Origin of the sequence: Pseudomonas crudilactis (assembly GCF_013433315.1) — a bacterium.
GTDB lineage: Bacteria > Pseudomonadota > Gammaproteobacteria > Pseudomonadales > Pseudomonadaceae > Aquipseudomonas > Aquipseudomonas crudilactis.
Map to the genome: position 1 here is coordinate 1 of NZ_WXVV01000073.1, position 303 is coordinate 303.

The following is a 303-nucleotide window of genomic DNA, read 5'->3' on the forward strand; positions in this document are numbered from 1 at the left end:
CGGCGTGGTCACTCAACTGACCAAGCAACAGGCTGACTACATCGGCGTCACCGTCGAAGGCCCGTTCAAGCCGCACGCTTACCGCTACTAACAGGCGCTGACTGCTCGCTCTCCCTGTGGGAGCGAGCCTGCTCGCGAAGGCGGCTTAACATTCAACATCCGTGTTGTCTGAGCCAGCGCTTTCGCGAGCAGGCTCGCTCCCACACGGGATTGCAGCGCCTCGAAGGTTCTTGTTTCCAAGGGTATGACCATGTCCCAAGACCGTCGCTACAGCTTCGAGTTCTTCCCGACCAAGACCGATGC

The 303-nt window shown here is 59.7% G+C and carries 1 protein-coding gene; it reads left to right on the plus strand.

Translation table 11 applies throughout. From position 1 onward, the window contains the following. On the plus strand, positions 1-91 hold a 91-nt coding region (locus GTU76_RS29835; RefSeq protein WP_180700270.1), incomplete at its 5' end, for an adenosylhomocysteinase. Between the last annotated feature and the right edge of the window lie 212 nt (positions 92-303).